We start from the raw sequence: 24,143 nt of genomic DNA, 5'->3' as shown, positions 1-24,143 counted from the left end.
AAGCTATGAAAAATGTTAAGATATTAATTGTCCTGCTCACGACATGCTTTGCTTTCGTGGGCTGCAGTACGACAAGCATGGTACACACTGACAAATGCATTGAACAGATTGATGAGATCGATACAAATAGTGCAGAAGTGGCTAATGCACGTTTACAGCATTGTCTCGATGAATCCTATCAAGCAAGGCGAGCAGAACGTTCAGTGCCTGGTGCATTGTTTGGCGACCTAATGGTAGCAATATTGCAGCGAGCGTTCTCCAACAGAAACTGAATTTTTAAATAATGGGGTCAGAGTACATTAGTTAAAAAGTACTCTGACCCCATTTATTATCTATTGTGGGTCGGTTGCTACAAGTTCGTCAAGTATACCAAGTAGCAGCTTGGTGCCGGTGCCAGAGGCTATTGCGTCAAATACATTCTCTACATTTTTACCGTGCTGACCGCCCGCTAAGTCGCTAATTGATCGGATAATTAACCAGTCTACGTCGTTAACAAAGCTCACCTGTGCTACGGTTGCCGATTCCATTTCCGCAACATCAGCAGTGTAGACGTCGCGCAGCCACTCGCGGTATTTAGCGTTGTCTACGAATACCGAACCTGTTACTCCATTTCCACCTATATCAACCAGTATTTCCTTACCTGATGGCATAGTGATAGGCGGGATCTTTTTGAGCGCGCGTTTTGCCATGTCTAACAATGTTTTATCGGCAGTAAAATAAGGCATTCGTCTGCGGGTATCCCATCCTTCTTTAACTACAGCCACTTCAGTAGGATGAATAAAGCCTAAGTTTTTATAGTTTGGCGAGTGCTTATCTGTCTCCCGTCGCACTTTATAGTATTCGAGTTGTTTAGCGTAATAGTCCGGAAGCTCGTAGGCGCTGGCGTCATCTTTCTTCGGGTTGATATAGACTGACTCGTCGTGAAAATACCAACGTTCAGGTACTGCGATATCGCCAGGTGTGTATTTGGGGTTTATGGCCCCAGCAATACCCATCATAACCAGCTTATCAATAGGGAAATAATCCAGTGCCATCTGTACGGTCATTGCTGCGTTGGTAATACTGACACCCGTACTAAATACAACAATGGGCTCACCTTTGTAGGTGCCTAGCTGGTACTTAACCCCTTTAATATAAACCGTTTGTGTAATTTGAGCGTCGTCCATAGTCGCAAACGCGGTGTCAATGGCTTCAATTTCTGGCTCGTAAGCAGCAACCACGGCTGTCCATTTGTTTGTAACATTGGAAAAATCTTTTGGACCGTACTGGCTAGTATCGTCATTTGCTAAAGACGATAGCGAGATACACACGAATAAAATAAAACTACTTAAGCGCATAGTGACCTTATTTAACCTATTTATGCACCAAACAGGTGCGGACAATGAAAAAAGAACGAGTCTAAAAGCCTTGGAGTGCTATAGGCAAGGCTCAAGACAACAATATTAAATATGTTGGCAAGGTTCGGGCCAATAATAGGGTCAGAGTCGCGACTCTGACCCTATTATTGTTATGCAAAATCGCTGTTTAGTACTTATACTGTGTTATCAATTGTTTACTGATCTTTAGAGCGCTAATGTCGCAGCAGTACACCACAGAACCCGAATCTTTTGGCGAAGTTACAGCGACCTTGCGAAGCGCAGGGTTCAAAATTTTGCTGGTTTTTTCTCTACTGATACTCGTGGTTATTGCTATTAAACAACCCGATAACCTTTATGTGGCGTCGTTTTTTGGTCTTTCGTGGTGTGTCATATCTGCAGTAGGTCTCACCTTTCCTAAAAAACAGGAACTATTAGCAAAGTTATGGGCCTTACTCACGATTCCAGTGGCCCCTTACTTGGTCATAAGCAATGGACTTATGCCCGCAGCCCTTGCACCTATTGCCACTATATTTCCTATTTTGTTACTTTCTAATAGCTGGAGAGGGGGGGCCATGGTGGTGCTCGCAAGCTGCACCTTTCTGGTCCCTTTCTACGATAAACCCTACGATGAAGGTCTTTGGTTAAGGTTATGTCTAACAAACGTGATTGTTTCCCTAATCATCTATGTTTTAGCGAGCCAATTGGAGAAAGCTTTACTAGAAAGTAAAAAGAAAACCCTCGAGTTAAACCGAGCGCTCGAGAACGAAAAGCAAGCGTCGGCTGCACAATCACGATTTCTTGCTACCATGTCACACGAGATTCGCACGCCATTAAACGGTATTTTGGGATTAACCGATGTAGTGCTATCTCATGAGGTATCGGAAAGTGCACGGCCTAATCTGGAGAAGATTCAGCGTTCAGGGTTATCGCTTAACCGTATTTTGAACGACATATTAGATCTCTCTAAACTGAACGCAGGTAAGCTCGCGCTGGAGAACATTCCTTTTAATCTAAAAAGTACTGCGAAAGATTGTGTGGCGTTTTATGCGCAATTGGCGCAGAACAAAGGAATTTCATTACGAATAAATGTAGACAAGGCATTGAATACCAATGTGGTGGGTGATGCTACTCGCCTCTCACAAGTGTTAAACAATTTAGTGAGTAACGCGATCAAGTTTACACATAAGGGCAGTGTAACCCTCGGGCTATCGAAAGGTGAAGCTTCGAAGACCCACCAATTTATAAGATTTTCGGTAAAAGACACGGGAGAGGGGATTGACGTTGATGAACAAGAGCGCGTATTCGACGCATTTACCCAAGCGAACAGCAGCATAAATCGGGTACACGGAGGTACTGGACTTGGATTACAGATAGTAAAAAGTTTAGTTGAAGCAATGGGTGGTACCGTGTATCTAAAAAGCGCTGTTGGCCAGGGGAGTGAGTTCTACTTCGAATTACCGTTTGAGATTACAGATAGTGTAATTGGCACTATAGAACAGAACAGCAAACCGTCGTTTTCAAACCTTACTGTTTTGGTTGCAGAAGATAATCACATTAACCAAGTTGTCGCAAAATCCTTGTTAGAAGACACAGGATTAAAAGTCGCGATAGCAGATAACGGCAAAGAGGCAGTGGAAGTCGCACAAAAGCAGCATGTCGACCTGATTTTAATGGACCTACACATGCCTGAAATGAACGGCTCTGAAGCCGCTCTAGCGTTGCGACAAGCAAACATCACTATTCCTATTATAGCGTTCACTGCCGCGGTAGTTGCCGAAGAAATAGATAAAGCACTAGCATACGGGATGAATGGATATCTCACAAAACCCGTCAATAAAACGGAACTACACGCTGTACTGACAAAATATTTGGGCGGAGAAATGTCTACAGAAAGTTCCTATATTGCTAAAGAGGCTTATATAGAGTAACGTGAGTTAAAGGTGTCGAGATTCCAAATACCCCCTGTTTTAGAAAAATTAAAATTAAAACGCGCTTGCTCCTATTAAGTGAATAGTATTACGTTGAAAAGAAAAGCGCCTTATAAAAGGATTTAAGTTTGAACTCACAAATACCGACTGTTATAGCCCTACTGCTTTTTGCTTTAACCAGCCTTCAGGTTAATAGCCAGACAGACAAAGACAGCCAACTTTACGAACTGAAAGTAGAAAAGTTTCAATCTAAAGTGTTAAAGGAAGAACGAGAAATCGTTGTTCAGCTTCCTAAAGGCTACGCCGAAAACCCTGACAAAAAATACCCTGTTATTTATCGGCTAGATGGTGCGGTTTATCTACCTATAATGAATGCGATACTTGAATCACTTCAATCTGAAAATGCTGCGCCAGAAGTAATTATAGTCGCCATTGAAAATACCGATCGTTTTCGAGATCTTTTCCCTACGGCAAATGAAGACCCATACGGGCCTGTAGGTTATGGCGGGGGCGGGGCAAACTTTTTGTCTTTTATAACCACTGAACTTATCCCAATGGTAGAGAATAAATACCGGGTGCATGATTTTAGGGTGATAGCTGGCGGTTCCGCTGGTGGTGTATTCGGGTTGTATGCGCTCACTCAACATCCTGAGCTCTTTAGTGCTGTGATTGCCTATAGTCCTGCGGTGTGGTGGAACTATGGCGCGCCGGCAAAAAGAACGGTTGCGTTTTTTAAATCTTCCAGCCAATTGGATCACTATATCTATACGTCTATAGGCAACGAACCGGCGCCAATGCGACCCTACTATGATGATATGATTTTGGGTATGCGGGCAAACCAACCTGCTGGTTTGAGGTGGGTAAATGATGAATATGCCGGTGTTCGGCACAATTTGGTTACGGCAGCGTCTATTTTTAGTGCTTATCACAACTTGTTCTTTTCGGCTTATTTAAGGCCTGAACAGTTCGATGGTGATATTCAAAGCATTGGCAAATATTACGATCGCGTTTCAAAGCAACGCGGGGAAAAATTAGAGGCGCCTGAATGGGTAATTCGAGAATTAGGTTATCATTATGTGCGTTCTGAAAATTACGACAAGGCTATTGAGCTGTTTAAGCACGATATAGCTAAGTACCCCGAGATGCCTGACCCGTATAACGGCATAGCGTATGGTTACGAGCAAATGGGTGAGTATGAAAAAGCACTTGAGAGTGTAAACAAGGCTTTGGAGCTTTCTACACCGCAGCACGATGGTTATCAAGTTTATACAAATAGACAAAAGCGTTTGCATGATTTACTCAATGAGTAAGCTACTTTGAAATACCAAAGCAAAATTAAACACACAAACAGTATTGCTACCGTTTTTATGATTGGGATTGGCGCTGTAACGAGCGGATTCAGTACGGTTTCGACAGCGCAAACTGCACACTGTATTGAGCAAGCTAATCGCGCTGAAATTTATGAAGTGAATACTGCTGATGAGCGGCTAAACGCATGTTTGGAGACCTACCAAAAGAGACGTGACGAAGAAAGAACGTTTGGTGAGGCATTAGCCAAGGATGTGCTCATCTCAGTTCTTGATATCATCACTGACTAAGATTTTTTCAGCCAATTAAAAACCTTCTTACGTACAGTTATAAAAATTCCAAAGGCAGAGTAATTTACTCTGCCTTTGTCGTTTTAGTCTCTTTCTAATGACTTTAACGGCTCCGTTTAATAACTTATGGAAAGAGCCGATGCGTTATATTCTGACATCTGTCTGCGTGTTTTTAATTACGGCAGTTACTCACGTTTGCGCACAGAGCAAACTTGATATTGTTGACGGTTTACAGCTTGCCAAGCAATATGAACACAGCCGCCAAGATATAAACATCACCGATTACTGGGTGAGCGAAAAGTTAGACGGTATTCGGGCACGATGGGATGGCACTGAGCTTAGGACCCGTAACAACAACAAAATATTCGCGCCATCTTGGTTTACCGCCCATTGGCCTAAAGCGACTATCGACGGTGAACTTTGGATAGAAAGAGGGCAATTTGAACTTACTGCTTCCATCGTGCTTTCTAAGTTAACGGAAGGGAAGTCGCACCTTGTCGCTAATTCTTTGTCTGGGGCAGAAACTAGCGCCGACGACGTTGCAACAGTGTCTATATCAGACAGACGCTGGGCTAAAGTTAGGTTTATGGCCTTCGACATGCCTTTAGCAGGCCAGCATTTTGACAGCCGACTGAACAAGCTTAATAGTCTTAAAAATGCCTCTCCCAATCCCACGTTTGCCGTGATCCCTCAGTTTAAGCTTTCGTCTCTAACCGCGCTAAAGGAAGAACTTAAAAAAGTAACTAAAGACGGTGGTGAAGGGCTGATGCTTCATCACGGGAAGGCGTTTTACCAAACCGGGCGTAGTGACAACCTACTAAAGGTAAAACATTTTGAAGATGCTGAAGCGAAAGTATTGGCTCAACTTCCAGGGAAAGGACGCTTTAAGGAGATGATGGGCTCGCTTCTTGTAGAAACGCGAAAAGGCATTCAATTTAAATTAGGAACAGGCTTTTCAGAAAATGAGCGCCAATCTCCGCCTGCTATCGGCAGCTGGGTAACCTATAAATATTATGGTTTAACGAAAAGTGGAAAGCCAAGGTTTGCAAGCTATCTTCGCACTAGACCTCAGTCTGATTTACCCAATTAACTTTGACCTTTCTAGCTTGCATCTAATGAGTTACCCAGCCCCAATGTGTAGCCTCCCACTCACTGTTGTTAATCGTTTACGGTTTTCTTCGATGGAAGACGTATGGTGTACAGCTAACCCCTTGTCTTTAAGTCTTAAAGCCCTATAACTTTACTACAAGCTAATTGCAAAAGTGACTTTGCATATTTCTTTTTAATTGCTTTTTTCGTTCAGAAGTTGTGATATGAATAGCGATTATAAATAAATTAAAAGGCCGCAAAATTTCAATATTTAGCCCGTGAAGTTATACTGTTGATGATTAATCAAACACACCTTGCGTCAAGTGCGTACAAGACCGTTTACTCCCATTGCGCAAGCTAACTTAGAGGAAGAGACTGTGTTACAAGACTATCGCAATCACGTTGAAGAACGTGCCGCTCAAAATATTCCACCTAAACCGCTTAACGCTGACCAGGTAGCTGGCCTGGTTGCTTTATTAAAGAACCCGCCAGCAGGCGAAGGGGACTTTCTTTTAGAACTGCTTTCAGAGCGTGTGCCGCCTGGTGTTGATGAAGCGGCTTACGTCAAAGCTGGTTTCTTAAGTGCTATTGCAAAAGGCGAAGACAGTTGTGAACTTATCTCAAAAGAGAAAGCTGTTGAATTGCTGGGAAATATGCATGGCGGTTATAACATTGCAACGTTAGTAGAGCTACTTGACGATGAAGGCCTTGCGCCATTGGCTGCCAAGGAATTAAAACACACGTTGCTGATGTTTGATGCCTATCACGATGTGGAAGAGAAGCACAAAGCGGGTAATGAATACGCCACTGATATTATTAAATCTTGGGCTGAAGGCGAGTGGTTTACATCGCGCAAGCTAATGGACGATAAAATTACTTACACTGTGTTTAAGGTTACAGGTGAAACCAATACCGATGATTTGTCGCCAGCCCCTGACGCATGGTCTCGTCCCGATATACCATTACACGCTCTTGCAGCTTACAAAATGCCTCGCGAAGGGCTAGAGCCAGAGGAGCCAGGCGTTAAAGGTCCAATGGCGCAAATAGAAGAAGTCAAAAGCAAGGGCTACCCCGTTGCTTTTGTCGGTGATGTAGTCGGAACCGGTTCGTCACGCAAGTCGGCAACTAACTCTGTGTTGTGGTTCTTTGGTGAAGACTTACCGGGTGTGCCTAACAAACGCGGCGGTGGCGTATGTATCGGTTCCAAAGTCGCACCTATTTTCTTTAACACCATGGAAGATGCCGGTGCATTGGTGTTTGAAGCCGATGTGGAAAAAATGAACATGGGTGATGTGATAGACATCTATCCGTTTGAAGGCAAAATCACCAACCATGAAACCGGTGAACTTCTTGCAGAATACAGCTATAAGTCGAAGGTGATTCTGGATGAAGTGCGCGCAGGTGGACGTATCAACCTGATTATTGGTCGTGGCCTTACCGAGAAGGCGCGTGAGACACTAGGTTTAGGTCCAACGGATTTATTCCGCACGCCTGAACAGCCAAAAGACAGCGGCGCAGGTTTCTCGCTAGCACAGAAAATGGTGGGTAAGGCGTGCGGTGTTGACGGTATTCGCCCAGGCACCTACTGCGAGCCTAAAATGACAACCGTGGGCTCGCAAGATACCACAGGGCCAATGACCCGCGATGAGCTTAAAGACTTAGCTTGCCTAGGTTTTACTGCCGATTTAACCATGCAGTCATTCTGTCACACCGCCGCTTATCCAAAGCCGGTGGATATTGAAACCCAGCACACGCTTCCTGATTTTATAATGAATCGCGGTGGCGTATCGCTTCGTCCTGGCGACGGTATTATACACAGCTGGTTAAACCGCATGCTGCTGCCTGACACAGTAGGCACGGGGGGTGACTCGCATACTCGTTTCCCATTGGGTATTTCATTCCCTGCGGGTTCTGGCCTAGTCGCGTTCGCTGCAGCTACCGGCGTTATGCCGCTAGATATGCCCGAGTCGGTATTGGTGCGATTTAAGGGGGAAATGCAGCCGGGCATTACGCTACGCGACCTAGTACACGCCATACCGCTGTACGCCATAAAACAAGGTCTGTTAACGGTCGAGAAAAAAGGCAAGATCAACGCCTTCTCAGGCCGTATTTTAGAAATCGAAGGGCTAGAGAACTTAACCGTAGAGCAGGCGTTTGAACTTTCTGACGCATCGGCGGAGCGTTCAGCAGCAGGTTGCACTATCAACTTATCTGAAGCGTCGATTGCTGAATACCTGCGTTCAAACATTACCATGCTTCGCTGGATGATTAACGAAGGTTATGGCGATCCACGTACCCTAGAGCGCCGCGCGCAGAAAATGGAAGAGTGGCTAGCAAACCCAGAATTAATGCGCGCCGATGCAGATGCTGAATATGCAGAGGTAATCGAAATTGACCTTAACGATATTAAAGAGCCAATTGTGTGCTGCCCTAATGATCCGGACGACGCGAAAACCTTATCTGACGTTGCAGGCGATAAGGTAGATGAGGTATTCATTGGTTCATGCATGACAAACATTGGCCACTTCCGGGCAGCCGGTAAGCTACTTGAGCAGTACAACAAAACACTGCCCACCCGTCTATGGATGTCACCACCGACTAAAATGGACAAAGCCCAGTTAATGGAAGAGGGCTATTACAACATTTATGGTCGTGTAGGTGTGCGTACCGAAATGCCGGGCTGCTCACTATGTATGGGTAACCAAGCAAGGGTGGATGCGGGCACAACCGTGCTTTCAACATCTACTCGAAACTTCCCTAACCGCTTGGGCGATGGGGCGAATGTGTATCTAACCTCAGCGGAGCTTGCTGCGGTTGGCGCAATTGTGGGCCGCATTCCTACCGCTGAGGAATACATGGAATACGCCAGCAAAATTAATGCAATGTCGGGAGAAGTATTCCGCTACTTAAACTTCGACAAAATGCCTAGCTTTAAAAAGGCGGAAGAAGAAGCTAAGGCGCGCATTATTCCAACGTTGAATGTTGCTTGAAATAGTGTATAAACTACAAAGCCGGTTGCCTTAGTGGTGACCGGCTTTTTTTATGGCGAAAAGGAATGTCTAATGGGAAAATCTTTCTTTATTGTTGCTGCACTTGTATTAACCTTAGGGTGTGCAAAAGCGCAGGTAGATCCTGTATCGTCACTGAATTCAGTGGACTTCGAATCCATTACACTGAAGATAGGTGGCAAGCACTATGAAGTTGAGTATGCCAAAACCTTTGAGCAACGTGCGCAGGGCCTTATGTTTCGCAAAACCTTGTGCGAAGACTGCGGTATGTTTTTTAAGTTTTCTAGCCCCAAATTTGCGGGCATGTGGATGAAAAACACCTTTGTTCCCCTAGACGTAGCATTTATCGACAGAAATGGCGTAATAACGGATATAAAACCTCTCACTCCCCATAGTTTGGAGTCGGTCGGATCATCGAAAGAGGTACTTTACGCGTTGGAAATGAACCAAGGGTGGTTTGCCGAGAATAATATAAAAGTAGGCGACCAAATAACGATTGATTAACCGTGCAAAAAGCACGGTTGCTGCTAGCGAAAAGCTAGTTTTATTCTGGAGTTAAATATAGTGACAAATGCCTTATCGATAGCTAAGTTCGGTGGAACTAGCGTAGCGAATTACGAAGTAATGCAAAACTGCGCCCGAATTGTTGCCGGTAATGAAAAAACACGCATTGTGGTGGTGAGTGCTTCAGCTGGGGTAACAAATCACCTTGTTAGCCTAGCTCATACACCAATGACGCAACAGCAAATTGAAGAAACCTGCCAAGCCATTGTGGATATAGAACAGGCTATTCTCAATAAGCTTAACGACAAAGATGCAGTAGAGCCTAAACTCAACGATTTGCTAGAAGAAATGCGCAGCTTAGCATTTCACGAAGAAATCCTTCACCGCGATGATTTAAAAGATCAGCTCCTATCTATGGGTGAGAGAATGTCATCATTGATGTTCTCATCTGTACTTGCAGAGCAAGGCGTAAAAACCATGAACTTTGACGTTCGCAAAGTACTTCGTACTGACAGCGAATTCGGTGAAGGCGCGCCTCAGATAGAAGAAATTGAAAAGCTGGCTAAACAGCTACTCGCGCCCGAAATCAAAGACGCTATTGTAGTTACACAAGGTTTTGTTGGGGCAGATGAAGATGGTCGTACAACAACTCTCGGTCGTGGTGGCTCTGATTTTACGGCTGCGCTACTTGCAGAAGCGCTTGATGCAGAAGCATGTGAGATTTGGACTGATGTAACGGGTGTGTACACAACTGATCCGCGCATTACTCCTGCTGCCCATCCGTTACCTGAACTCAGCTTTGAAGAAGCGGCGGAAATGGCGACGTTTGGAGCCAAAGTACTGCACCCTGCAACCATGGAGCCTGCGCTGCGCAAAGACATTAAAGTGTTTGTAGGGTCAAGTAAAGAGCCTGAAAAGGGCGGTACGTGGATTGTTCGAGATTGCGAGCATGAGCCGCCGTACCGTGCTATTACTCGTCGTAAAGAGCAAGTAATGGTAACAGTGAAAACTCCTAAGATGATGTACGCGCAAGGTTTTCTACAGCAGGTATTTGCTATTATCGCCAAGCACAAGCTGAGTGTTGATTTGGTTACAACGTCGGAAATTTCTGTATCTTTTACCCTTGATAATCCCGCGAATTCTGTAGCCCAGCGTTTGAATAAAGAGACCATTGCCGAGCTTGAAACCATCTGTGACGTTAAAGTGGAAAAAGGTTACGACCTTGTCACCGTTGTAGGTAACAACATGCAAACGGCTATTGGGGTTTCATCTAAAATTTTATCGGCAGTATCAGACTTTAACCTGCGTATGATCTGCTTTGGTGCAAACCCACATAACTTATCGTTCTTGGTTAACGAGACTGATAGTGATGACGTGGTTCGCAAGCTGCACTCAGCATTGTTTGAATAATTACTGTAGTACCTACTCTTTTTTAAAAAAAACGGTCGCATTTTAAGCGGCCGTTTTTGTTTTGAGGTAAGCACAAGTAGCTAGGGCGCTTCTACTGGAATAATAATTTCATGGCGCTTATTCCAAGGCAAAGTAAACGGTGAGTCGTAACCCATGTAGCTAGGTAAACCAGCCGTTTCGATATTGTTTTCTTCCAAAACTTTGCGCAGTTCACGAGTATATTCTTCTTTATCACTATCGCTACTAAAGCCTGAATAGCGGATAGCCGCCACGGTTCTCTCAGGTACGACAACAAGAGATACATTTTTGTTAGTGGGTGTAGGCGCACTTTGCGTGTCATATTCACTGGGTAAGAAAAACATCATAGTTTCTGATGACACTTCAACCGGTGAAGTCATCGCAATTTCTTGTGAACCCTTACCAACTTCTACTGGCGAAGTCATAGAAATGTCGCTATTCCCCTTGTTCTCACCAGAGATATAGTTAAAAAGTAGGTTAAATGCCCCTGTATCTTCGTTTCCCTCAGACATTACGCCCACAGCTTGGTTGTAATGTCTGATTTCTATATCTTCAGTCAGTGTTTTGATAACTGAATAGGGTAGTGTTTCTGTATCTTTGTAATACGTTGGTTCAGAGTGGCTCATGGTGGATATCAGTAATGTAGCAATAAAAAGTGACAGGCGGTAAAAGTTAGCGAGCATAGGATTTGTAAAATTTGTTATTTGTACACTTTCTACGTCAAAAAGCCTATTAATGGTCATTCTAGTGGTGTTTAGTCTTTTTACCGCCCTAGGGCAATTGCTGTTTATGAAACAGGCACAAAAAAAGGGGCTTACGCCCCTTTAATCAATATTGTGAAGTCTGTGCTTAAACTTTAAACTGCCTGATAGACTGCTGTAGCTCTTCGGCGAGGCGAGCCACCTCATGGCTAGACTCAGATGTTTGCTGTGCACCCGAAGTTGTCTCTTCTGCAATGCCAACAATAGTTTCAAGCTTCTCACTGATTTCTTGCGATACCGTATTTTGTTCACGGGCAGACTGCTCAATTTGAGAGCTAACGTCATGAGCTTTGTGAACTGCATCGGTAATAATATCTAGCGCTTGTGTGGCTTTTTCGGTTTGTGCAACACATGCAGCAGTTTGCTCTTTACCCTGTTCCATCACAGATACTGCTTTTTCAGCCCCAGCTTGAAGTACCTCAATCATGGCGTTGATCTCTTGCGTAGACTCCTGTGTTCGGCTCGCAAGGGTTCTTACCTCATCTGCAACTACCGCAAAGCCTCGGCCTTGTTCACCGGCACGTGCAGCCTCAATAGCGGCATTCAATGCTAGTAAGTTAGTTTGATCGGCAACACCGCGAATCACGTCAAGAATGCCACCAATGCTCGCGCTATCTTGATGGAGCTTATTAATAACGTCGGCTGCTTCTTGCACATCACGAGATAAGATTTCAATAGTGTTTTTGTTCTCTAACGAGATTTGGCGTACGTTTTCAGCCTCAGCATCTGCGTGGCGAATTTGGCTAAGCGTATCTTCGGCACTCTGTACAACAAGCTGCGACGTTGAGTGCATTTCTGTTGTAGCCGTTGCGACTTGGCCAATTTGTGATTTCTGATCCTGAATAGAGTGAGTGGTTTGTGCCGTCACTGCTGATGTTTGTTCTGACGCAGCTGCTAGCTGCTCTGCGCGAACGTTAATTGCGGTAATAAGCTCTTTCAGATTGCCGATTAGCTTATTACAGTTTCTTGCTAATAGCCCGAATTCGTCTTGTGCTGAGTCGTCTAAGCGATGAGTAAGGTCGCCCGATGACGCTACAGTAAGAAGTTCATTTACCCGGTATAGAGGGCGTGTGATAGCACGAACGGTTACATATCCGATGAAAGCCGCTACCGCGATCGAAATAATCACCACCACAATAACGAACGTGTTGCCCGTCGCAATGGCCCCGTTAACTTGGTTTTCTACATGAGACGCTTTTTTGTCAGCCAGACTAAGCAAGTTTTCAAGAGAAACTACTGCTTGCGCGATGTTAGAGTCAGATGCATTAAGTGCTTTTTCGGCATCATTTCTGCGCTCTAAGCGATCGACATGTAGCTGCACAACGCCATCATTAGCTTTAACGGCGTTGATGGCATCGTTGACCAAGTCGTTAATATCATCAAGTGTTCCTGAATCATCACGACCGCCCGCTGCCTCAACCATATCACTTAGCTGGGTAACCACTTTTTCAACTACGAGATCGACCTCGTTACCGAGTGTCTGCGAACGCACTAGGGTTTGGGTCTTTATATACTCGTATGAAACGGTAAGTAGAGAAAGAAGTGAAGTTTCAAGTTGACCACCAATTTCAGCAGCCCGTCTAAGGTTAGGGTCGCGCTGTACTGAGTCTAAGTCCGAAAAATCCAGAAGGTAGGTAGAGGCATCGTCTGCATTATCTTCAGCATCACCCAGTCTATCTTGAATGTTGTTGCGCAGGTCGAGGTACATTTGGTGATTCTTATACATGGCCTCAACATTGGTGATGTATGCATCATACGATTCACGGACATTCTTGAGCGTACTTCTCAACTCTGGCTCGTTACTAACAGCTTGCGCCAGCTTTTGATACTCATTTTCAAAGGTATCTTTGGCAGAGTTGAATGACGCTCTCTTGTCTTTAAGTCCGTTGAGATCTTCTTCGATATAGCTCTCGAAGGTAAGTCGACCCATATTCAGGAAGCTTGCTTTGAGCGCATTACTGCCCGCTACAGTGGGCAGAGCAACGTCGTTTACTTCTTCAGTCGCAGAGCCTATAGAATTGAGGTTATATAGTGAAACAACACTTATAACGATTAGAAGTGCGCTAATCGCTACAAATCCCCCGATTACGCGTGTGGCTACCGTTATTTTCATCGGAACTCCTGGATGAGTGTTTTTTTATTTTTTTCCCTAACGATATTACCCGTCTCAGTTAACAAAATATAGCGCTTATGCGCGCGTGTTTGTTCAAATACTGAGTGGATAACGAAACATCATCGTTACTATCACAAGTAAATGTATCGGCGACAATAACTTAATGTTTATTTTATTTATCATATAAATACTAATGTTTTCACTGGTACAACCAGTTTGAGGGGAGGAAGACCTTCATCAATAGCGCTTTTTTAGCGTTTAGCGGTAGAAAATAGAAGCGTTATGCCGAAATACTAATGAGCGATGATGTGTTTAGGTTGAGTAGCGTCATACTTTGTCCCCACACGTAACCCGTATCTAAGCCAATAAACCGAGAACTATTTGTCTCGCCAGACAGAGCAGCCCAATGCCCAAATACTACTCGTTGATCATCACCAAGCTTTTTATTCTCAACCTCAAACCATGGTCTTAGTGTGCTACTGGTGCTGTGTGATACCGCACCAGGGTGAGACTTATTTTCAAAATCGAGTGTGCCGTCTGTATGAATAAACCGCATGCGGGTACAGGCATTCACAATAAAACGCAGTCGCTCGTCACCCTCAAGATTATCTGACCAGTTGTCTGGTGTATTCCCGTACATGCTGGATAGAAACGTAGCGTAATCATCGGATTTTAAGATGTTGCTAACTTCATGACTCAGTGAAATGCAATTATCGATAGACCATTTAGGATAGAGCCCAGCATGGACCATTACTGATTGTTCGTCTAATTTCATTGCCAGCGGGAATTGACGCAACCAATAAATAAGTTCGGTCAAGTCTGAAGCATTGAGTAATGGCGTTAATTTGTCTGATTTTTTGGCTTTACGGATGTCGTTAACAACGGCGAGTAAATGTAGGTCGTGATTACCCAATACGCTGCTAAATTGACTGCCAAGTGATTTCAGAAAGCGTAATGTGTTTAACGAATCTTCTCCTCGTGCAACCAAATCACCGACGGCAAGCAGTTTATCGTTCGTCTCGTCAAATTCGACTTTATCTAATGCGCGGCGAAGACCGTCATAACAGCCTTGAATATCGCCAATGACGTAGGTGTTACCTTTGGACATAAAAACCTTAATGAAGAATGCTTGGAATGGCTAGGCGAAATACTTTTACAGGAACGCGGAAACGCTCGCCGCTCTCTAGTTCCATTACATAGTAGCCTTCCATATTGCCAACCGGTGTGTCAATGACTGCTCCGCTGGTATAGTCAAAATTTTCACCTGCCTTCATTATTGGCTGTTTCCCAACCACTCCATCGCCCTCTACTTCTGACGTTTTACCGTTAGCATCGGTTATCTTCCAGTAGCGACTTAGCAGCTGTACCGTATGCTCACTATTGTTTTCAATAGTAATGTGGTAGGCGAATGCAAACTGCTTTGAGTCAGAGGGGAGATGGTCAGGAAGGTGACGGGTTTTCACCCGCACCTTTATATCAAGTACATCCATAGAGAAACTTATTGCTCTTGTTGGTGCTCTTTCGCCGATACAGCGTTGGCTATAGTGGCAAAATCGTTAAGCGATAGCACTTCTGCGCGAGAAGTCGGGTCTATCCCTAATTCACGGATTTCTTCCTCACCTAAGCTGTCTTTCAGTGAGTTGCGAATTGTTTTGCGGCGCTGATTGAAAGCTTGGGCACAGACACGTTCCAGCGTGTTCACTGATTCAACATCAACGGGTGGAGATTGATGCGGTACTAGCTTTACAACGGCAGAATCTACTTTCGGTGGTGGCTTAAAAGCACCGGGCGGAACGTTCAGTACAGGTATAACGTGGCAGTAATATTGCGCCATTACTGAAAGTCTGCCGTAATTTTTAGAGCCTGGCCCCGCGGCTAGTCGATTAACCACTTCTTTTTGAAGCATAAAATGCATGTCTTCAATACAGTGAGCATGGTCAAAAAGATGGAACATTAGCGGCGTAGAAATGTTGTAAGGCAAGTTACCAAACACCCGAAGCTTTTTGTCTTTTATTGGCATTTCTTTGCATAGTGCACCGAAATCCATTGTCATCGCATCTTGCTCGATAACGGTTAGTTTTTCGCCGTTAAATGGATGGTGTCGCAGTCGCTTGGCAAGATCACGGTCAAGTTCAATAACCGTTAGTGCGTCAACCTCTTCACAAACAGGATCGGTAAGTGCACCTAAACCCGGCCCAATTTCTACCAAGTTTTGCTCATTTTTTGGTGCGATGGCTGCAACAATCTTACCTATCACGTAGTCATCGTGTAGGAAGTTCTGTCCGAATCGCTTTCTGGCCGTATGGCCTAAGTGTGTTTTACTCATTGTTGATGATGTGCAAGCTCAATGGCTTTTTCCAATGCTTTTCTGAAACTACCGGCGTCGGCTTCACCAGTACCTGCTAAATCTAATGCAGTACCGTGGTCGACTGAAGTGCGAACAAAAGGTAAGCCTAATGTGATATTCACTGACGCCCCAAAACCCTTATATTTTAGCACGGGTAAGCCTTGGTCGTGATACATAGCCAGGACAACATCGGCATTTTCTAAATATTTAGGCTGAAAGATCGTATCAGCAGGAAGGGGACCCGTAATTTTAAGGCCTTCGTCTCTCAGTTCATTTAACGCTGGGACGATAGTGTGGATCTCTTCAGTACCAATATGGCCATCTTCACCCGCGTGCGGGTTCAATCCGCATACGTAAATGTGTGGCTCTTTGATGCCAAACTTTAGTTTCAGGTCAGTATTGATAATGTGAATAACTTTGTGCAGGCGCTCGCGAGTGATTGCTTTTGCTACGTACTCAAGGGGAATATGCGTTGTAGCAAGCGCTACATTGAGCCCTTCAGTTGCCAACAGCATAACCACATCAATGGTATTAGACTGGTAAGCAAAAAACTCGGTATGGCCACTAAAGGATACACCTGCTTTGTTGATAATGCCTTTGTGCACTGGACCTGTCACAACGGCATCAAAGTCACCGTCCATATTGGCTTGGCACGCTTGACGTAAGGTTTCAACCACATAAAGCCCGTTTTCACTATCAAGGGTTCCGGGGATAACGTCAGCGGTTTTGTCTATCTGCTTTATAAACAACGAACCCGCAGCTTGTATCTGCGGGTTATTTGCATCGTAATCGATTAGCGTTAACGGAAGCCCTAAGGCGCTCGCTCGTGCTTTTAGCATGTCGCCATCGGCAAACACGACAAGCTGGGCTTGCCATGTTTCTTGGGCCAGTTTAATGATCAAATCTGGCCCGATACCTGCCGGCTCTCCCGGTGTTATTGCTATTTTAATAGGTGTGCTCATGAATAACTTATTATTAAGATTCGACTACTTCGACGTAAGCGGCATCACGCATCTCACGTAACCAGTTTTCGGTTTCTTCTGAAAATTTACGATTAAAGATAAGCTGATATGCTTTATCTTCTTTACGCTTGTCTGTTGCGTCGTCCATACGACGGTCGATAAGTTGGATTAGGTGCCAGCCGTGAACCGTGCGAACAGGGTCGCTGTACTCGTCAGGCTCAAGTTGTGACAGTGCATCTTTAAATTCTGGAACATAGTTGCTTGGGTCAGACCAACCTAGTTCACCGCCGCGAAGGGCTGAACCTGGGTCTTCTGAGTGTTCTTTGGCTAACTCTGCAAAATCTGCTTCACCGTTTTGCAATTCTTCTTTAAAGCGCACTAGCATCTGTTTCGCTTTTTCTTCGCTTAGAATAATTGATGGTTTAACCAGAATATGGCGAGAATTGACTTCTTCAACCGTTACTTTCTCAATACCGCGGGTGTCTAGTACCTTAAGAATGTGAAAACCAGCACCGCTTCGGATGGGGCCAACAAGGACGTCTTTATCTTTGTCTTGAATCGCTTCAGCAAATAGCGTAGGCATAGCATTGATGTTCAGCCAACCCATATCACCGCCTTCTAACGCTTCGTTACCTGATGATGACGCAATGGCAATTTTAGCAAAATCAGAGCCCGATTCTAATAGAGAGATAACTTTGTCTGCGCGCTCTCGTGCTGCCTGAATATCTTCGTCTGTTGGTTCAGGTGGGAAGCCAATAAGGATGTGACCTAAACGGTACTCTGCCTGCGTTGCACCTTGTTGTTCCATTAAATCAATTAACGTGTCTATTTCTTGGGGCGTGATATAAACACGGCGACGTACGTTAGCGCGGCGAACCTCACCCATGATAATCTCTTCACGAATATCTTCGCGATAGTCTTCGTATGCAATGCCTTCAGCAGTTAATTGTGCGCGAAGTTGCTCAATGGTTGCATTCTGATTAGTTGCGATATTACCAATGGTCTGTTCTAGCTGGGGATCGCTAATACGAATACCCATGCGCTCAGCCATTTGTAGCTGAAGGCTCTTAGTAATTAAACGCTCAATAGCCTGAGTACGAAGCGCACGATCTGAAGGCAGTTGCTGATTATTGGCTTCAGCGTTGCGTTTAACTTCTTTTACAAGGGCATCAATTTCGCTTTCAAGTATAACGCCTTGGTCAACAATCACAGCAACGCGGTCAAGCATTACTTCTTGCGCCACGCTGTTAAACGAGAGTAGGGCACCTAACATCAATGCACGGATAATGAACTTCATACACACTCTTTTATTATTGGTTAATTGCTTTTAAGCGCCGATAAGCGCTCAACTGCGGGTTAATTTAAACTATAAGGCTGACGATAGCCAAACATACCGTCTTGAAGCATGCTTCTTTGGGTTCCCGACGAACCAATGCCTTTGAAAATAAACTGTAGCGACACACCAGAGTCAAAATCGTCGGTCGTCTGGACGCCACTGTCGTTGTAGCGGTTGTTCAGACTGCGCTGAGCAACCAGTCTAACTGCCCAGCAGCAAGATTCATATTGAATACCTGCGTAAGTTTCCACACTTCGATTGCGCTCTAAATCACGGTAAGTACGTCCAACCCACTGCCAATTTTCGGAAATAGGCCAGCTTGCTGAAATACCAATTTGATTAATGGTTTCACCACTGAGATCGCGAACATAGCGATGACTCAATTGAATAAAGCGGGCATCATCTTTACGGTACTCAATGCCCACGCTACTCAAGTCAACTTTATCAGTGTCAGTGGTGACCTGCACATCTGTATGGAAGAACCAATTTTGATTAAAGCGCCAATCTACCTCTGCGGCAAGAGCCGAACGGTCTTGATTTTTGGTTGCCGCAACCACTTTGTTATCTTCAAGGTAGAATATCTGACCCACACTAAGAACGAATTGTTCCCGATTGTTTTTATCTAACATGCGAGTGGTAGCACCAAGTGTAATCTGGTTGTTGTCGCTAATTCTATCAAGGCCAGTGAACTCTTGGCCTCGGAACAAGCCTTCCACATCGGTCAACAGTGGCGTAGAGTCATAAAAACCAATGGCGGTTTGATCTTCATAAGAGGTGTAAAGATACTGAATTTTTGGTTCAAGGGTCATCGACATATCGTCACTAAACCAAGATGTATCTCTTTCAAAGTATAATGCACCGTAAAGACGAGCCTGACCAAGAGTACGCTCTACATCTTTTTTTAAATCAGTGCCTTCCACATTATCTTGCTGGTATACAGTTTGAAATACTGTGGTTTCAGCAACAAGTTCCCCCCACGCCGCGCGAAGCGGTACTGCCAAAGTTGGCGCAATATGGAATCGCGTTGCCGTTGGTGCGGTATCTAGCGTGTTATCAAAGTGAGCGACTTCTGAGTCAAGGTTGAACTCAACGTATTTACCCAGCGATTTGTTGTAGTTAACTTTAATCTCTGGGACTGCGCGATAGCTGTCTGCCGTATCACCTAATACTTCAAAATCTTTTATTTGCACACTGACCGAGAGACTTGGTGAGTAATAACTCAATCCAATGTTCCGATATAAGTGTGTATCTGCACGGCTGTAGTAATCTGAGCCCAGATCTACCAAATAGTTGTCATCACTCAGGCCATTAAAATCGACGTTGAGTAGCCAGTTATCAGCAATTAACCCTTGATGTTCAAGGCGGTAAAAATAGCGGTCTGGATTACCTGAAATGTCCGAGTCGCTTGGTAAATACTCAACGTAGGCTTTTCCCTGACTACGTTCTGTTAGGTAACGAAATTCAGTATTTAGCTGAAGACCGCGCAGTGTCATCAAGCGCGGGGAAATGGTCATGTCGTAGTTAGGCGCGATATTCCAGTAAAAAGGTTGGGTGTAATCCACACCAGTTCGACTAGAGCTGGTCAGTTCGGGAAATAATAAGCCCGTTTGTCTTTCATTACTTACCGGAAACGCAAAATACGGTAAATAAAATACTGGGACATCTGCAATGTAAAATCGCGTGTGTTTGGCTTGACCCCACACGGTTCCTTTTTCCAAACTGATTTCACTGGCACGGATCATCCAGTCTTCATCGCCCTCGGGACAAGTCGTGAAGCTCACTTCTTTGAGCACAATTCCCGTGTCAGTATCTAATACGATGTCTTTAGCGGCACCTTGTCCAACAAATCCCGTGAGTTTGTAGTGGGTGTTTTGCATCTCTAAACGCTCTTCTTCAGAACGTAGGGTAACTGCATCGCTTTCCACTTTGAGCTGTGCGTCTTGGTAAGTCACATCACCCTTGGCAATGAGGTCTCGCCCACTACTTGTTTCATTGACTTGCGCTTGGGAAGCACTAATTACCGCGGTATCTGACGTTATGTCTACATTGCCAGAAAACAGTGCTACTGCATCTTGAATAATTTCCGTTCGATTAGCTTCAACCTTTACATGGCCTTTAGGCATCAATGCTTGGCTGCTAAAAGTAACAGGTTCGACCGAGCAGAATGCAAGAGGGGTTGCATCTGAGACTGACTGAGAATTTGAAGCTGTCGTTTCCTGTGCAAACGCGACCGTAGGCAAAAGAGTCGCGGAAACAAGCATGGCGCAGGTGTTTTTCATGCGTAAATGGGTGGCCTGTTTTGTTGTATGTTGCTTTTAAACCCAAATAAGACGACTTGCGTCTCGGTTAGTTCGACATAGCGATTTAAAAAAAACTAGTGGTTAAGCCCCTATTATTTCTGATTGTTGCAGAAAAGGCAGAAAGAGCACTAGCTATCACTTTTTATATTAGCGCTCAATTCTAAGCACTTCTGTCGCAATAACCAACCATTCAGGCAAAAAAATGCGCTTTTACGTAAATAACCCACCAAATAACGAACGAATCTGGCCACGAGGCTTGATTTTACCCCTCTGAGGCCAAAAATCTTGATACTAATGCTGTCATTTTTGGGCAAATGGTCTTGATTGCCTTAAGCATTTGATATGATGATGTCCTAAACGTTCTGTGCACGGCGTGAACTCGTTATTACAACATCAATTTTTACAGCGTGCACCAATGGAGAATGACGCGATGTCAATTTGGGGAAAAATCCTCGGCGCCTTGTTCGGCTTTATGTTTCTGAAAATACCAGGAGCGATTCTAGGGCTGGTAGTCGGGCACTTTTTTGATAAAGCCTACCGCCAAGACTTTAATCAGTTGGGTGGCTTTGGTCGCTTTTTTACTGATCAGGATAATTTAAAGCAGCAAGCTATTTTCTTTCATAGCTTGTTTAGTGCATTAGGCCATCTTGCTAAGTCTGACGGTAAGGTGACAGATAGAGAAATTCAAATCGCTACGGCGTTAATGGACGAAATGCGCCTGACAGGCGATGCCCGCCGCGAAGCGCAAGATGCGTTCAGAGAGGGCAAAGCACGAGACTTCCCTTTAGTTGATACGTTAAAAGGCTTCTATGATGCCAGCCACGGCCGTCGGGATATCCTTCAAGTATTCTTAGAAATTCTCATTCAAGCCGCGTTTGCCGACGGTCAGCTTTCTCAAGAAGAATACAATGTACTGGAAAAAGTGGCGAAACCATTGGGTTTCAGGCGTCGTGATTTAGATTATCTTATTTCAATGTATGAAGCTGAAATTCGATTCAGACAGCGGGCACATTCAGGTGCAGGGCAACGGGCTCACTCGGGGTCAGGACAGCGGCACCGTGGACAGCAGTCGGCCTACTCAGAACAGCAAAGCTTAGATGATGCCTATCGAATTCTAGGCGTAGCAGCGTCTGACGATGAGAAAGTAATAAAGCGAGCTTACAGAAAGCGTATGGCTGAACATCATCCAGACAAACTGGTCTCTAAAGGTTTACCAGAACAGGCAATGGAGATTGCCAAAAAGAAGGCACAAGATATTCAGTCAGCTTATGAGTTGATTAAGCAAAAGCGTGGCTTCTAAATGGCAAAAATTGAACGTGAGTTAACCTATGTGCCTGCGGCAAGTCAGGCACATATTGATGGTTTTATTGAAATGTTGTGGCTCGAGAAAGGGCTGTCAGAACATACTCAGCAAAGCTATCGCACCGACCTCTCCAAGCTAGCCATTTTCAGTAATAATCAAGGCGTGAAGGATATTGCTGTGCTAACTACTGAACAGCTTCAGGATTATCTTGCCTATCGCCATGATAAAGGCTTGTCTACTCGCAGTACACAACGTGCGCTTAGCGCTATTCGCGCCTTTTTCGTTTTTCTAATCAGTAAGCAGGTGCGTGTAGATAGCCCAGTTGCCGCGCTCTCTAATCCAAAAACACCCAAAGCTTTGCCTTCTTCACTCAGTGAGCAACAAGTTGAAGATTTGCTGAATGCGCCCTTAACAGACGACCCTATTGAATGTCGGGACAAGAGCATGCTTGAAGTGCTTTACGCAACCGGCCTTCGTGTAAGTGAGCTTATTGGGTTAACAATGGATCAAATAAGCCTTCAGCAAGGCGTGGTTAGAGTTGTTGGTAAAGGGAATAAAGAGCGCTTAGTGCCCCTTGGGGAAGACGCAATCGAATGGTTATTAACTTATATAAAAACTGCGCGGCCTATTCTTGCAACAAAAACATCCGACGTGGTATTTCTAAGCAAGCGCGGGCAAAAAATGACGCGCCAAACTTTTTGGCATCGCATTAAGTACTATGCAGTAAAAGCAGGTATTGAACAGCATCTATCTCCCCATACGTTACGTCATGCCTTTGCGACACACCTGTTAAACCACGGCGCTGATTTACGTGTAGTACAAATGTTGTTAGGTCATAGCGACTTATCGACAACCCAAATTTATACCCATGTGGCGACTGAGCGGTTGCAGACGCTTATTCATAGCCATCACCCTCGAGGCTAACTAACAAAAAACTATTGAACAAGAATGCTATAAAGTAGGCTCTGTATACGACGAGGCTCAGCGATGACGTATATAAAATAAAAAGGTCTATGATAGGATACGAGCCAAGCAAAACGTTTTAGAAAATACATTTTCCGTTAATGCTTTAACGCGGCTGCGTTTAAATGTTGACGTTAAATGTACCGAGGTTAAAAGAAAATTAGCGTTTAATGTGCAATTTTTTGCTAACTTTTACGGTCTGAACGATATAAATGTAAAAATTTTAGCAATTGCTTTTTAGTGGAAAGATACCTGTTAAAGCAGTTGCATGTTAAGCCAGTAAGTATAAGCGAACTTTAATGGCAAAATGGAGAGTATTTAGTGAAAGCAGTAAAGAAAGTATTGTTAGCCAGCGTTGTTGCGGCAGGTTCTTTGTTAGGGTTGAGCGCACAAGCTGCTGACGAAGCCGCTATACGCGATAAATTAACATCAATGCTTGGGCTAGATGTAGAAACCATTGCCGATTCTCCCGTATCTGGCTTAGTTCAGGTATCGACAAACCGCGGCTTGTTTTACGTAAGTGAAAACGGGCAATATTTGCTTCAGGCTCGCGTTTTTAACATTGATGAAGAAATGCGCAACGAAACAGAGTTGGCCCTTTCAGGCTTGCGTAAAGAGGGCGTTGCATCAATGGAATCGTCGTCTATTACGTTTAAAGCGGAAAACGAAAAGCACGAAATTAGCGTTTTTACAGACATCACCTGCGGATATTGCCGCAAATTCCATAACGAAATTGACGAGCTTAACGATGCCGGTATTACGGTTCATTACCTTGCGTTTCCACGTTCTGGTTTAAACAGTGAAAACTACAACGATATGGTGTCAGTATGGTGCGCTGAAAACCCGCAAAAAGCGTTAACTAAAGCGAAGGCAGGCAGTGATGTGGCAAGCGCAAGCTGCAAAAACAAAGTGGCAGAGCAATATATGCTGGGTCAAAAGCTAGGGGTGAACGGCACACCTAATATCGTGTTGCCCGACGGTTCATTGATTCCTGGTTACCAGCCAGCCGCATTGCTCGCAAAAGCGTTGGAAGGCGAAGAGTAGTCATTTAAACTTCCTAGTTTCTGACATGAAAAAAACGCACGCACTGTGCGTTTTTTTGTTTTCTGCGGTATGATTCATCGCGTTATTTTCTTACGTTCTTT

The 24,143-nt window shown here is 44.5% G+C and carries 20 protein-coding genes; 11 read left to right on the top strand and 9 right to left on the bottom strand.

Going from position 1 to position 24,143, the window contains the following annotated elements; translation table 11 throughout:
* Positions 1-5: 5 nt before the first annotated feature.
* The gene (locus ACYX4M_RS03745) at positions 6-272 is read left to right on the top strand and encodes a DNA ligase (protein ID WP_474827767.1); all 267 of its coding nucleotides are present in this window, start codon (positions 6-8) and stop codon (positions 270-272) included.
* Between the two features lie 60 nt (positions 273-332).
* Here the strand turns inward: ACYX4M_RS03745 and ACYX4M_RS03740 are convergent, their stop codons facing one another.
* Positions 333-1,337, bottom strand: a complete 1,005-nt coding sequence (locus ACYX4M_RS03740) for a 5'-methylthioadenosine/S-adenosylhomocysteine nucleosidase family protein (protein ID WP_476081949.1) — start codon at positions 1,335-1,337, stop codon at positions 333-335.
* A gap of 236 nt (positions 1,338-1,573) precedes the next feature.
* On the opposite strand from ACYX4M_RS03740, the gene ACYX4M_RS03735 reads away from it, so the two are divergent.
* From ACYX4M_RS03735 to lysC, 7 genes are all read left to right on the top strand, one after another.
* Positions 1,574-3,286: an ATP-binding protein gene (locus tag ACYX4M_RS03735; protein ID WP_476081948.1), complete on the top strand. Its 1,713-nt coding sequence runs from the start codon at positions 1,574-1,576 to the stop codon at positions 3,284-3,286.
* Between the two features lie 128 nt (positions 3,287-3,414).
* On the top strand, positions 3,415-4,596 hold the full coding sequence (locus ACYX4M_RS03730) for an alpha/beta hydrolase-fold protein (protein ID WP_476081947.1): 1,182 nt from the start codon (positions 3,415-3,417) through the stop codon (positions 4,594-4,596).
* Positions 4,597-4,602: 6 nt separating this feature from the next.
* A complete protein-coding gene (locus ACYX4M_RS03725) occupies positions 4,603-4,884 on the top strand; it encodes a DNA ligase (protein ID WP_476081946.1) in 282 nt (93 codons plus the stop codon).
* Positions 4,885-5,023: 139 nt separating this feature from the next.
* Positions 5,024-5,974 (top strand): DNA ligase, encoded by a 951-nt coding sequence (locus tag ACYX4M_RS03720; protein WP_476081945.1) that lies wholly within the window; start codon positions 5,024-5,026, stop codon positions 5,972-5,974.
* A 376-nt stretch (positions 5,975-6,350) separates the two neighbouring features.
* A complete protein-coding gene (gene acnB / locus ACYX4M_RS03715; protein WP_476081944.1) occupies positions 6,351-8,963 on the top strand; it encodes a bifunctional aconitate hydratase 2/2-methylisocitrate dehydratase in 2,613 nt (870 codons plus the stop codon).
* Between the two features lie 72 nt (positions 8,964-9,035).
* Positions 9,036-9,485 (top strand): DUF192 domain-containing protein, encoded by a 450-nt coding sequence (locus ACYX4M_RS03710; protein WP_476081943.1) that lies wholly within the window; start codon positions 9,036-9,038, stop codon positions 9,483-9,485.
* A 60-nt stretch (positions 9,486-9,545) separates the two neighbouring features.
* Positions 9,546-10,895, top strand: a complete 1,350-nt coding sequence (gene lysC / locus ACYX4M_RS03705) for a lysine-sensitive aspartokinase 3 (protein WP_476081942.1) — start codon at positions 9,546-9,548, stop codon at positions 10,893-10,895.
* Between the two features lie 80 nt (positions 10,896-10,975).
* Here the strand turns inward: lysC and ACYX4M_RS03700 are convergent, their stop codons facing one another.
* The 8 genes from ACYX4M_RS03700 to ACYX4M_RS03665 form a co-directional block, all read right to left on the bottom strand.
* Positions 10,976-11,539 carry an SOUL family heme-binding protein gene (locus ACYX4M_RS03700; RefSeq protein WP_476081941.1) on the bottom strand — a complete coding sequence of 188 codons (564 nt, stop codon included), beginning with the start codon at positions 11,537-11,539 and terminating at the stop codon, positions 10,976-10,978.
* Between the two features lie 223 nt (positions 11,540-11,762).
* Positions 11,763-13,787, bottom strand: coding sequence for a HAMP domain-containing methyl-accepting chemotaxis protein (locus ACYX4M_RS03695; RefSeq protein WP_476081940.1), 2,025 nt, complete (start codon positions 13,785-13,787; stop codon positions 11,763-11,765).
* A 280-nt stretch (positions 13,788-14,067) separates the two neighbouring features.
* Complete coding sequence (locus ACYX4M_RS03690; RefSeq protein ID WP_476081939.1) at positions 14,068-14,895, bottom strand: symmetrical bis(5'-nucleosyl)-tetraphosphatase; 828 nt, start codon at positions 14,893-14,895, stop codon at positions 14,068-14,070.
* A gap of 7 nt (positions 14,896-14,902) precedes the next feature.
* Positions 14,903-15,277, bottom strand: coding sequence for a Co2+/Mg2+ efflux protein ApaG (gene apaG, locus ACYX4M_RS03685; protein WP_039219726.1), 375 nt, complete (start codon positions 15,275-15,277; stop codon positions 14,903-14,905).
* 8 nt (positions 15,278-15,285) lie between these two features.
* The gene (gene rsmA, locus ACYX4M_RS03680) at positions 15,286-16,113 is read right to left on the bottom strand and encodes a 16S rRNA (adenine(1518)-N(6)/adenine(1519)-N(6))-dimethyltransferase RsmA (protein WP_476081938.1); all 828 of its coding nucleotides are present in this window, start codon (positions 16,111-16,113) and stop codon (positions 15,286-15,288) included.
* Positions 16,110-17,096, bottom strand: coding sequence for a 4-hydroxythreonine-4-phosphate dehydrogenase PdxA (gene pdxA, locus ACYX4M_RS03675; RefSeq protein WP_334059023.1), 987 nt, complete (start codon positions 17,094-17,096; stop codon positions 16,110-16,112). The genes rsmA and pdxA overlap by 4 nt, the downstream gene beginning before the upstream one ends.
* Positions 17,097-17,109: 13 nt before the next feature.
* Positions 17,110-18,399: a peptidylprolyl isomerase SurA gene (gene surA, locus ACYX4M_RS03670; RefSeq protein WP_476081937.1), complete on the bottom strand. Its 1,290-nt coding sequence runs from the start codon at positions 18,397-18,399 to the stop codon at positions 17,110-17,112.
* A 53-nt stretch (positions 18,400-18,452) separates the two neighbouring features.
* Positions 18,453-20,711: an LPS-assembly protein LptD gene (locus ACYX4M_RS03665; RefSeq protein WP_476081936.1), complete on the bottom strand. Its 2,259-nt coding sequence runs from the start codon at positions 20,709-20,711 to the stop codon at positions 18,453-18,455.
* 451 nt (positions 20,712-21,162) lie between these two features.
* On the opposite strand from ACYX4M_RS03665, the gene djlA reads away from it, so the two are divergent.
* The 3 genes from djlA (at position 21,163) to dsbC (ending at position 24,042) form a co-directional block, all read left to right on the top strand.
* Positions 21,163-22,032 (top strand): co-chaperone DjlA, encoded by an 870-nt coding sequence (djlA, locus tag ACYX4M_RS03660; protein ID WP_474827736.1) that lies wholly within the window; start codon positions 21,163-21,165, stop codon positions 22,030-22,032.
* Positions 22,033-22,959 (top strand): site-specific tyrosine recombinase XerD, encoded by a 927-nt coding sequence (gene xerD / locus ACYX4M_RS03655; protein WP_476081935.1) that lies wholly within the window; start codon positions 22,033-22,035, stop codon positions 22,957-22,959. It begins immediately after the preceding gene.
* A 360-nt stretch (positions 22,960-23,319) separates the two neighbouring features.
* Entirely contained in the window at positions 23,320-24,042 is a 723-nt protein-coding gene (dsbC, locus tag ACYX4M_RS03650; RefSeq protein WP_476081934.1) for a bifunctional protein-disulfide isomerase/oxidoreductase DsbC, read from the top strand.
* Positions 24,043-24,143 lie beyond the last annotated feature (101 nt).

The sequence above is a fragment of the Alteromonas sp. ABV4_150 genome (genome assembly GCF_056311745.1).
The sequence above is the reverse complement of the archived record's forward strand: the minus strand, read 5'-3'. Positions and strand labels throughout refer to the sequence as shown.

Excerpts from the sequence above, each read along its gene's own strand:
- ACYX4M_RS03695 (WP_476081940.1), bottom strand. The coding sequence starts at position 13,787 with ATGAAAATAACGGTAGCCACACGCGTAATCGGGGGATTTGTAGCGATT.
- ACYX4M_RS03700 (WP_476081941.1), bottom strand. The coding sequence starts at position 11,539 with ATGAGCCACTCTGAACCAACGTATTACAAAGATACAGAAACACTACCC.
- ACYX4M_RS03710 (WP_476081943.1), top strand. The coding sequence starts at position 9,036 with ATGGGAAAATCTTTCTTTATTGTTGCTGCACTTGTATTAACCTTAGGG.
- xerD (WP_476081935.1), top strand. The coding sequence starts at position 22,033 with ATGGCAAAAATTGAACGTGAGTTAACCTATGTGCCTGCGGCAAGTCAG.
- rsmA (WP_476081938.1), bottom strand. The coding sequence starts at position 16,113 with ATGAGTAAAACACACTTAGGCCATACGGCCAGAAAGCGATTCGGACAG.
- apaG (WP_039219726.1), bottom strand. The coding sequence starts at position 15,277 with ATGGATGTACTTGATATAAAGGTGCGGGTGAAAACCCGTCACCTTCCT.
- pdxA (WP_334059023.1), bottom strand. The coding sequence starts at position 17,096 with ATGAGCACACCTATTAAAATAGCAATAACACCGGGAGAGCCGGCAGGT.
- ACYX4M_RS03735 (WP_476081948.1), top strand. The coding sequence starts at position 1,574 with ATGTCGCAGCAGTACACCACAGAACCCGAATCTTTTGGCGAAGTTACA.
- ACYX4M_RS03665 (WP_476081936.1), bottom strand. The coding sequence starts at position 20,711 with ATGAAAAACACCTGCGCCATGCTTGTTTCCGCGACTCTTTTGCCTACG.
- ACYX4M_RS03690 (WP_476081939.1), bottom strand. The coding sequence starts at position 14,895 with ATGTCCAAAGGTAACACCTACGTCATTGGCGATATTCAAGGCTGTTAT.
- ACYX4M_RS03720 (WP_476081945.1), top strand. The coding sequence starts at position 5,024 with ATGCGTTATATTCTGACATCTGTCTGCGTGTTTTTAATTACGGCAGTT.
- djlA (WP_474827736.1), top strand. The coding sequence starts at position 21,163 with ATGTCAATTTGGGGAAAAATCCTCGGCGCCTTGTTCGGCTTTATGTTT.
- ACYX4M_RS03740 (WP_476081949.1), bottom strand. The coding sequence starts at position 1,337 with ATGCGCTTAAGTAGTTTTATTTTATTCGTGTGTATCTCGCTATCGTCT.
- ACYX4M_RS03745 (WP_474827767.1), top strand. The coding sequence starts at position 6 with ATGAAAAATGTTAAGATATTAATTGTCCTGCTCACGACATGCTTTGCT.